Here is a 9,691-nt window from a genome sequence, read left to right on the forward strand (position 1 = left end):
TAACAAGTTGCTCCCCTTGAGACCGTCGTAAATCACTTAGCTCACGGTCAGTATAGACAGTCTCACCGATCTGAACATAGTTAGTAACACTTATCTGATGATCTCCGTTATCAACTGACATTGCTATTGTAGTAGTAACGTCTACCTTATCTACAGAAAACTCAAAAACACCTGCTCCCCAATCGAAGAAATCAGGAGCACGACGAATAAAGTATTTAATAGCAAACGCTGGCAACACAAAAACGAAGCAAAGAGTTTTGAAATGATCTCGAAATAGCTCCCGCCGTTGGTTTAAGTGGCTCAAGATAGTAGGGACAGTATCAAGATTGTAGTAATCCCCGTCTCCGCCATATCCTGGCTTGATATAAGCTTCTAAAGATTTTTCGATACCTTGAATGAAGAGAATACTCAACTGATCGCGGTCTAGAATATTTTCAACACGATCATAAAGATTATCAATGGGCTCGGTTAATGTTAAGGTTGCTATTTGCTTCTGGGGTAAATCCTGATGCACTCGCCCAATGATCCGCTTAGCCTCAGCTGGAGGACATTGCATGAACACAATCCCAAATCCCCTCCGTCGCCTCAGCGATCGCAAAAAGGCTTGGTAAATCTCTTCCTTAGAGGGAGGAGTATCGTTAGATGAGTTAGCAAGACTCATAAAGCTCTCACCTTGGCAAGTACATCTTGAAATCTTGGAATCCCTTCGATTAGTGGATGAACGTTACACCAAATCTGTAGGTTATCGTTTTGATCATAATAGCGGTATTCCAAGAGACAGCGCTTAAACAACAAATCTAAGTGAGCATCATCATTATATGCCTGCTTGAGATGACATGCTCGCGCTAAAGTTTCCCATTCACTCTCCTGTACAGTCTTCTGATAGGTCTCTCGTGTTTCTTCAATCGCTCGCTTTGCTGCTTTTCCAGTAATCGGTAGTTCATCTGTCCAGTCAATCGCTTTCTGGATTAATTGCATCAAGTTTCGGACATGTCCACCACTCATTAGACAAAGATTCTTTAAGGTCTCACCGTTATCAAATACCGGCGGAAAATCTAGCCCGTCTACTTTCCCCTCTAGGGTTTGAAGTAAGTTGGGTTCGATCAGGGCAATCCGACGGCATATCAATTCCCTCATTTTGTCTAGCCCTAGTTTATTTTCTGTTCCGTCTGGATTGCGGATCATGATCATTGGCAAGACATCAGGTTTATCGTAATTATTTTCGAGCTGAGTTGCCCGTCCTGAGTACACCATCTTTATTGGCACGGTATAAACTACATGACAAGCCAATCTTCGTAACATTTCACTGCGATTCAGATAAATGTCATCATAGTTACTTGGTTTCCCTATTTCTTGGGTTTCTGCCATGCGATCAAGGTTGTCAACAATCAATACAATTCCTCGACTATTAGCAGACTTAGCAGACAAAGACTTTTGAGCTTCCTGGATAAAGTCGTTGAGAGCTTCTACTAGAGATGGCGTATTGGCGTTGATTTTTTGGCGGAGTTCACGGCGTTTATCTGGTGTTGCTCGAAGGTTAGTAGTAATCTTAGCAAACTGTGAGATTTGCCCCTCTAAACTTAACCCATCAAACGCTACCTCGGTCAGGGCAATATCCTTTAAGGATTCCCAACGATCTTTCATCCAATTTAGTAATGGATTATGCTGTTCAAGCTTAATGGCTTCTACCAAGTGGCGAGTGCAAGCAAAGAGAATATCTGCATAATCAGCATCTTGGGGTTCAATATCTTCGTCATCTGCGGCAAAGTAAACCACAAAATACTTCTTTTGTTCTAAGTGCTCTTTTAATCGTAAAAGTTCAGTAGATTTTCCTACTCCTCGGTGCCCAGAGTATAGCTGGCATGTTGGCTGCTTAGAGCGCGTGATTTTCCGTCCTAACTCTCGAGTAACCTCCCAACCGCCACGAACATCTTGACAGTCAACATACGCCTTTTTGGGTGGAGGCTGAAAAGGTTCAAAGGAACTATAGATTTCGCTCAGTAAGTCCAACGCCACGACTACCTCAAACAATGCTTTAGTTTAGATACTATTTATTATAGTATAGCATGTTTAAATTGGGTAAGTAATTTTATTATTGGGAGTAGGGAGTAGGGAGTAGGGAGCAGGGAGCAAGCAATAGGTAAAAAACTGTGTATTTTTTTACCATTATCAACGCTACACTTACCTAAATTATCATCACGAAAAAAAAACGCGATGCTCTGAGCCGCTACGCGATTGACCTGCATGTCACCCTAAGCGAACGCACTCCCAAGCTCTAATACCTAACCCCTAATTCATCAATCTAACCCTTAACCCCTAGGTTTCGATCCCCCTAAATCCCCCTTAACAAGGGGGATTTTCCGGAATTAAACTTTTGATAAACAGGACTTGACTGACTCCCCCCAATGATCACGGGGGGCTGGGGGGGATCGAGCTACAAAATGCTATAGAAAGCCATGGAACTATTTATAAACTATAGGATCGCACTCCCCAACTCTAATACCTAACCCCTAATTCATCAATCTAACCCTTAACTCCTGGGTTTCGATCCCCCTAAATACCCCTTAACAAGGGGGACTTTCCGGAATTAAACTTTTGATAAACAGGACTTGACTGACTCCCCCCAATGATCACGGGGGGCTGGGGGGGATCGAGCTACAAAATGCTATATAAAGTCATGATAATTTTAATAAAAAATGCGATTTACCTACATGTCACGCTACACGATGCTCTGAAAGAGCCGCTACGCGATCGCATTCTTAAAAAGGGGGACTTTCCGGAATTAAACTTTTGATAAACAGGACTTGACTGACTCCCCCCAATGATCACGGGGGGCTGGGGGGGATCGAGCTATAAAATGCTATAGAAAGCCATGGAACTATTTATAAACTATAGGATCGCACTCCCCAACTCTAATACCTAACCCCTAATTTATCAATCTAACCCATAATTCCTGGGTTTCGATCCCCCTAAATCCCCCTTAACAAGGGGGACTTTCCGGAATTAAACTTTTGATAAACAGGACTTAAATCACTCCCCCCAATGATCACGGGGGGCTGGGGGGGATCGAGCTATAAAATGCTAGATAAAGCCATGATAATTTTAATAAAAAATGCGATTTATCTGCATGTAACGCTGCGCGCTTGCTTTCAAATATACCCTCCCAAAAACCTCTCAAAAAAAAACGCGAACGCTACTACTAAATTCAACTAAAAAAGCAATAAAAATAATCTAATGTTTTTTATTAATACCCCCCCCACAGCAAAAAAGTATTAAAAAAAAAATCTGAAAAATACTTGACAAAATAAATAATTATTTATTAACATAAAAATGTTTCCAAAACAAACAACAAAAAACATTATGGACATCGAAAACTTTCTCCCAAACTTTGAGTATAATCCCAACAATCCTAATTTCCATGAATTATCTGGGCAAGCCCAGCCAGGACGGGAGCCAATCAAACATATATTGATCGGTTCTCCCAAAACCGTCCGGGTCACAATCTATAACCTTTATAGCCGTGGCTACGCCCAAGTTCATGAGTGGAGCACTCCTCAACCTACTGGAAATTCTGGAGAGGTTATCAGTATATTGAGTCGGTATCTGTTGGTAGATTAAGATAGGAACTTGCCAGGGATTCCAATCCCTGGCGACAGGTCAAAACTCAGCAGAAAGTACGAAGTCTAAAGTATCAAACCTAAGTTGGTATGTTGTTGATTTGGTGAACACATAGTCAAGAACCCTAGGGCTATTGACTATTACAAGAAATGATTCGGTCAAGCATTGGAATTAACCAGGACTTGACCGAATTTTTTTTATTGAGGGAACAGGGAACAGGGAATCGGGAATCGGGAATCGGGAATCGGGAATCGGGAATCGGGAATCGGGCAGTAACGCACCACTGGGTCAAGCAGCTTTAATGAGATGCACTCACAGCACCCCTAGCGACAGTGCAATAGTTTTTTTAGCTCTCCATGTTAACCACTTATACCACCCATAGTGACAGTGCAATAGTTTTTCTAACTATCCACGTTAACCACTTTTAACATCCTTACCACCCATAGTGACAATGCAATAGTTTTTCTAACTCCCCACGTTAACCACTCATACCACCTACTACTTGCATCTTTTAAAAAATCGTGTTACGATAACAATATCGTAAACACAACGGTTTTACCGCCATGATGATTTCTACCGCACAAGCCGCTGAATTACTAGGTATCTCTGCCACTCGCGTCCGTTTCCTGTTGAGCAAGGGCAGAGTCAAAGGAGCTTATAAGGTCGGTAGAACTTGGGTGATTCCTTTATTTGATGGCATGCCCGTGGTTACCCCTGGCACTCGTGGACCAAAGCGGAATTGGTCAAAGCGTACAAATTACACTAAGGCTGTGATCCACGTGAACCAGAAAGTCATTCGCCAAAATCACAACACCGGCGAACGCAATCCGGTGATTACTGTCAAACGAGGCTCTAAAAACACTTACGGTCATACCGTCGAAGTCAATGGCCCGTGTCGGGTCATGTATCGCCCGGATAATCCCCTACACTGTGGAGCACGGGTATGGATTGAGACTATTTCTGACTTTAAAGTGAGCTGAGCGGCCAAGAGTGTGGAGAGAGGCGAAAGGGATAAAATAGTTGGCGAAAATCTTGGTATCTTTGAGAACTATTGTATTGTCTTGATGCAATCGCTCATGGTGGAAACCACACCACTTGTTCCCTGTTCCCTGTTCCCTGTTCCCTGTTCCCTGTTCCCTACTCCCTACTCCCTACTCCCTACTCCCTACTCCCTACTCCCTAACCTCTAACCAAACGTTGACCCGTTCCAACCCCACATATGTCTCTGGGCATCAGCAAATTCAATATAAATTCGGTTGAGTGCTACACCCAAGGTCTCATTAATCGTCTTGCAAAAATCCTGACTCATCGCCTTAGTTTGAGTTGGCTTCATGGTGCCAATATTTTTAATTTCCACATAGCAAACTGGGTCAAAGCTACCAGCAAAAGTCATGGCCACACCAGGCTCAAACGCTGTCATCACATAAGCTTCTGGTTTCCCCACATGCTCGGCTAGTTTTCCTGACAGGTTTTTCAGCAACCCTTCAACCGCTGCTGATTCAGGAGCATCAATGGAAGTTTGAACTTTAATTAGAGGCATAGTCTTGATATCACACTCTAGTTGAGGTTTTGAAGATAAATTTTAAGCTGTCAGCCGTCAGCTATCAGCCGTCAGCCGTCAGTCGTCAGCCGAAAGCTGATTGCTGATTGCTGATTGCTGATTGCTCTAACCGCCATACTGCCAACCAGTGCTTTCTAGTAACAACTGATCTCCTTCCCGATGAATGCCGGAACCAACGACTTCAGCAACAAAGACCGTGTGATCGCCTTCTTCCACAGTTCCTCTGACCTGGCATTCTACATAACCGAGGGAGTCAGAAATGATCGGACAACCAGTTACTTCTCCTAGGTAAAATTCTACATCAGCAAACTTATTACCAACGCGACTTTGGGGTTTAAAAAATTTGGCTGCCATATCTTTTTGCCCACTATCGAGGAAGCTTAGGGCAAATACCTCTGTTTTCTTAATGATGCCGTGGGAGCCAGTATCTTGTTTAACACAGTTAACTATTAGTGGCGGTTTGAAGGAAGACTGCATTACCCAGCTGACCGTGAAGCCATTGATTATTTCTTCACCATCCCTGACCCCACAGATATATAGACCATGGGGAATTTTGCGCAGCATCGTCTTTTTCGCTTGTTCGTCTAGCACGAGTCTTTCTCCCTAAGTTCTTAGCGTTGGCGTAGCGTGACTTTTCGGGCAAAGCCTGACGCTGCGCGAACGGTCAATGGCAATTAGTTTACAAAATTTTGGCGTTTAAAAGACAGGATTGGGGATGTCCTTTTGGGGTCTAAACATGCGCTTAACTCGATATAGAACACCTCTGGGCTGAAAATTATGCTTATACTGCCTGAATTCCCCAGCATCTAGCCAAACCCCGTGGCATTGGAAACATTTTTCGTACCAGATGCTGTACTCATCAATATCAAGCATGCGGACCATTTTAGCTCCGCAGCGGGGACAGTAAATATCATCATTGATCTTATTCAGCTCAGAGCCAATTTCCGGGTCTCCAATATCCAGACTCTCAGAACCCTTAATCTTTTTGAGTATTTCGGCTTCCAGGGAATCAAACCAAATGCCTTTGCAGTTGACACAGCGGTCTACTTCAATGTCATGGCAGGTAACTGGCTCTAATGTTCCTGTACACTTTGGGCAATTAAGTTGCTTCACACTTCCATACAAAAATTAATGTTATATTATATATTTTATACAATAGAGGGGTGAGGACGAAAGAGGTGAGAGTGTTCAGGATGATAGAGACGGGAACGGGTTTTAAGGCCATCACGGTTTAAAGCCGTCTTTAGTGCCGGACTGATTAAGTAAAGGGTTGTCCGAATTAAATTGTGCTCATGAGTAGTTGCTGCCATTTTGTCAAGGTCAACTAGCCAGATTTTTTCATCTGGCCAGCCAATGCGGAAGCAAACCGCTACCGGTGTATCGGCGGAATAGTGTTTTAGGAGTTTGGCTTGAGCCGCTTCTACGTGACGAGCACTGAGATAGAGACACAGACTAGCTTGATGGGCAGCTAGGGATGCTAATTCTTCTGAGTCGGGCACAGCAGAAGCACGACCACTGATCCGAGTAAGGATAATCGTTTGTACTAATCCTGGTATAGTTAGCTCAACACCAAGTTGTGCCGCTGCTGCTTGAAAGGCGCTGATGCCTGGGATAACTTCAAAGGGAATAGATGCTTCCTTTAGAGCTTGCATTTGCTCGTGGATAGCACTATACAGAGTCAAATCTCCTGAGTGTAGCCTGACCACAGATTTATGCGATCGCACCCGTTCAATCATCAGTGGCACAATCTCTTCTAGGGTTTTGTTGCCAGAGCGAATAATTTCGGCATCAGCACGAACACTCTCTAACATCTGTTTGGGCACTAGAGAATCTGCCACTATAATAACATCTGCCTTTTGGAGGATTTTCAAGGCTTTGACAGTTAATAAGTCTGGAGCGCCTGGTCCAGCACCGATGATGTAGACTGCTGGTGCGATTGAATTCATATAGTAGTTCTCAATTGGGTAAGGTATAAAGTGGTAGGGAGTAGGGAGTAGGGAGTAGGGAGTAGGGAGTGCAGGGCTCGGGCGTGGATATTTCAAGACAAACGAAAACTACACGGATTTAACCTAGATGCACAGATCAGATGGTCATTTGTTATCGGTGTATCTTCAGTGTTTGTATATCCGTGTAGTGCCAACAGGCCAAGGAGCTAGAGTTTGTTATCCTTTGCCCCTGTTGTGTTTACCTGTTAGGTACCAACAATCAAGTCAAGGTTCCGAGCAGCTTATAGATCAAGGAATTAACGAAACCAAGGGCAATTGAGCCAATCAAAGCGCTCCAAAATCCCCAGCGCAGTCGGAATCCCGTTACCCAAGCAGCGGCTAAGCCAAAAATAATGGCGTTGACCACAACAGCAAAAACCCCAAGAGTCAAGATAGTAATAGGAAGAGCTAAAACATCCAGGATTGTTTTCAATAGGGCATTGAGAATGCCGAACACCACTGCTGAAACCAATGCTTTCTCAAAACTATCAATCTCGACACCAGTTGGGAGTTTGGAAATGATCAACAAACTGACGGCAGTAACCAAACATGCAATTAAAAGACTAATAATATCCATGGGTATAACCCTCTAGAGCACCACTAATTTAAAGCACTACTTAAACATTAAAGCGGAAAAGCATCACATCTCCCTCTTGCACAACATAATCTTTACCTTCTGAGCGAACTAACCCTTTTTCCTTAGCAGCGGTCATGGCTCCAGCGGCTACCAAATCCCCATAAGCAATGGTTTCCGCCCGAATAAAGCCTCGCTCAAAATCCGTGTGAATTACCCCAGCCGCTTGGGGCGCTTTCATACCAGCAGTAATAGTCCAGGCACGAGTTTCCTGGGGACCAGTGGTGAGAAAGGTACGTAAGCCCAACAATTCGTAGGTAGCGCCAATCAAAGATTTTAATCCCCCTTCTTCCACACCAAGGGACTGAAGAAAATCCTCTCGCTCTTCCTCAGGTAACTCAATTAGTTCTGACTCTACTTGAGCAGAAACCACTACCACTTGAGCATCTTCGGTAGCAGCAATTTGCCGCACTTGCTCGACCCAGTCATTACCAGTAGCTAAGTCATCTTCAGACACATTAGCCGCATAGATAACTGGCTTACTAGTCAGTAACCCCAATTGCTTGACTGACTCAGCTTCTTCTTCTGTTAAACTAATCTGGCGCACTAATTTGCCTTCATTCAACCCAGCGCTCAAGGTTTCCAAGACATCAAGTTCCATCTTGGCATCTTTGTTACTACGAGCTTGCTTCCGGGTACGCTCAATCCGGCGTTCAACTTGCCCTAAATCCGCTAAGGCTAATTCTAGATTAATTACTTCAATATCCCGAGCTGGGTCAACGGAGCCGGAAACATGGATGATGTCATCATCATCAAAGCAGCGCACCACATGGACAATCGCATCGACTTCTCGGATATTGGCTAGAAACTGGTTACCCAAGCCTTCCCCTTTACTGGCTCCCTTGACTAAACCAGCAATATCCACAAACTCAATCCGAGTTGGCACGATTTTCTGAGATTCAGAAATCTTTGCCAGAACCTGCAACCGCTGATCTGGGACAGCAACTACACCCACATTCGGCTCAATGGTACAAAAGGGGAAATTAGCAGCATCTGCCTTGGCATTGGCAACTAGGGCATTAAATAAGGTTGATTTGCCTACATTGGGCAGTCCAACAATTCCGGCTCTTAGCATAGTAGTCTAATATAGTGCTTTAAAATGGACAATGGACAATAGAAAATTGAACCGATCGGCCAGCTGTTCTACTATTGTATCAATTATCGCTTATCTTATTGATTTTTAGTTTATAATGATAGTTTATAAATGGTTGATTATGGTTTCCAATAAACCGGTTAATACTATACTCCTTAGCGCTATTGGTAAACTAGACAATTTACGTCTTTTGAAGAGTAAAGTGATAGTCGTAAACAACATATAATAGCAGCTTTTCGAGTATTGGTTCAGTTAGTATTTGCCTTTATTGTCGCCGGTAATATTACTGTGCGTAACCAGTAAAATTTAGATTATTTCTTTCTGGATTACTCCTTTTGGTAAACACGTTACTCAGCTTGTAAGGTGGGTAAAAACAGACAGTTTGGTTCAAATGAGTATTATAGCTAATAGCAATTTGCCTACCCTACCTTAATAATTATAATTTTTTTGACTAGGAATTACAACTATTATTGAAAGTATTATCTGCAAAAATAGGATGCTCATAAATCTAGATGCTACTCTAATTTGATGAGTGGTCAGTCACCAATTATCCATTACGATGATCAATAGTAATCCGTGGAGGAATTTTGATAATTTTTGATGCCCTACTTTCTGTTCCCTGTTCCCTGTTCCCTGTTCCCTGTTCTATTTGCTAAATTACCCATTACTAACTCTATAAACTACTATGCCAACAACAGCTGATTTTCTGATCTACACTCAATGGGCAGGTATTCTGACTTTAGCCTGTGGCTTGATTGCTATACTCGGTTTTATCTTCAAATGGGGTCTGCGGTTTCGTC

General features: G+C 43.2%; 13 protein-coding genes and 1 pseudogene. 4 read left to right on the forward strand and 10 right to left on the reverse strand.

The genetic code is table 11. The features are described 5' to 3' along the window. The 3 genes and pseudogenes from F6J94_RS24035 to F6J94_RS24045 form a co-directional block, all read right to left on the reverse strand. Positions 1-661: pseudogene (locus F6J94_RS24035) on the reverse strand (hypothetical protein); the annotation flags it as partial. Next, positions 658-2,031 carry an ATP-binding protein gene (locus tag F6J94_RS24040; protein WP_293044792.1) on the reverse strand — a complete coding sequence of 458 codons (1,374 nt, stop codon included), beginning with the start codon at positions 2,029-2,031 and terminating at the stop codon, positions 658-660. The gene F6J94_RS24040 and the pseudogene F6J94_RS24035, both read right to left, overlap by 4 nt. A 23-nt stretch (positions 2,032-2,054) precedes the next feature. Continuing rightward, positions 2,055-2,246 carry a hypothetical protein gene (locus tag F6J94_RS24045; protein WP_293044793.1) on the reverse strand — a complete coding sequence of 64 codons (192 nt, stop codon included), beginning with the start codon at positions 2,244-2,246 and terminating at the stop codon, positions 2,055-2,057. A gap of 1,114 nt (positions 2,247-3,360) precedes the next feature. Here F6J94_RS24045 and F6J94_RS24050 point away from each other — a divergent pair. Beyond that, positions 3,361-3,618 (forward strand): hypothetical protein, encoded by a 258-nt coding sequence (locus F6J94_RS24050; protein ID WP_293044795.1) that lies wholly within the window; start codon positions 3,361-3,363, stop codon positions 3,616-3,618. A 130-nt stretch (positions 3,619-3,748) separates the two neighbouring features. On the opposite strand, the gene F6J94_RS24055 is transcribed toward F6J94_RS24050, so the two are convergent. Further along, on the reverse strand, positions 3,749-3,910 hold the full coding sequence (locus F6J94_RS24055; protein ID WP_293044797.1) for a hypothetical protein: 162 nt from the start codon (positions 3,908-3,910) through the stop codon (positions 3,749-3,751). Between the two features lie 271 nt (positions 3,911-4,181). On the opposite strand from F6J94_RS24055, the gene F6J94_RS24060 reads away from it, so the two are divergent. Both F6J94_RS24060 and F6J94_RS24065 read left to right on the forward strand, forming a co-directional pair. Beyond that, a complete protein-coding gene (locus F6J94_RS24060; RefSeq protein WP_070394850.1) occupies positions 4,182-4,598 on the forward strand; it encodes a helix-turn-helix domain-containing protein in 417 nt (138 codons plus the stop codon). A gap of 12 nt (positions 4,599-4,610) precedes the next feature. Then, entirely contained in the window at positions 4,611-4,808 is a 198-nt protein-coding gene (locus tag F6J94_RS24065) for a hypothetical protein (RefSeq protein ID WP_293044803.1), read from the forward strand. On the opposite strand, the gene F6J94_RS24070 is transcribed toward F6J94_RS24065, so the two are convergent. From F6J94_RS24070 to ychF, 6 genes are all read right to left on the reverse strand, one after another. Next, on the reverse strand, positions 4,805-5,158 hold the full coding sequence (locus tag F6J94_RS24070; protein WP_293044806.1) for a phenylpyruvate tautomerase MIF-related protein: 354 nt from the start codon (positions 5,156-5,158) through the stop codon (positions 4,805-4,807). The two genes, F6J94_RS24065 and F6J94_RS24070, sit on opposite strands and share 4 nt — an antisense overlap. Positions 5,159-5,284: 126 nt before the next feature. Further along, positions 5,285-5,770 (reverse strand): flavin reductase family protein, encoded by a 486-nt coding sequence (locus F6J94_RS24075; protein WP_293044809.1) that lies wholly within the window; start codon positions 5,768-5,770, stop codon positions 5,285-5,287. Positions 5,771-5,875: 105 nt separating this feature from the next. Then, a complete protein-coding gene (locus F6J94_RS24080; protein ID WP_293044812.1) occupies positions 5,876-6,292 on the reverse strand; it encodes a zf-TFIIB domain-containing protein in 417 nt (138 codons plus the stop codon). Positions 6,293-6,327: 35 nt separating this feature from the next. Beyond that, on the reverse strand, positions 6,328-7,125 hold the full coding sequence (gene cobM / locus F6J94_RS24085) for a precorrin-4 C(11)-methyltransferase (RefSeq protein WP_293017425.1): 798 nt from the start codon (positions 7,123-7,125) through the stop codon (positions 6,328-6,330). A gap of 259 nt (positions 7,126-7,384) precedes the next feature. Next, on the reverse strand, positions 7,385-7,741 hold the full coding sequence (locus F6J94_RS24090) for a phage holin family protein (protein ID WP_293044815.1): 357 nt from the start codon (positions 7,739-7,741) through the stop codon (positions 7,385-7,387). A gap of 40 nt (positions 7,742-7,781) precedes the next feature. Then, the gene (gene ychF / locus F6J94_RS24095) at positions 7,782-8,873 is read right to left on the reverse strand and encodes a redox-regulated ATPase YchF (protein WP_293044819.1); all 1,092 of its coding nucleotides are present in this window, start codon (positions 8,871-8,873) and stop codon (positions 7,782-7,784) included. Between the two features lie 703 nt (positions 8,874-9,576). Between ychF and F6J94_RS24100 the strand changes: the two genes are divergently transcribed. Continuing rightward, positions 9,577-9,691 (forward strand): DUF2518 family protein (locus F6J94_RS24100; protein WP_293044821.1); only part of this gene is annotated, 115 nt, incomplete at its 3' end.

The sequence above is a fragment of the Moorena sp. SIO1F2 genome (assembly GCF_010672755.1).
Taxonomy (GTDB): domain Bacteria; phylum Cyanobacteriota; class Cyanobacteriia; order Cyanobacteriales; family Coleofasciculaceae; genus Moorena.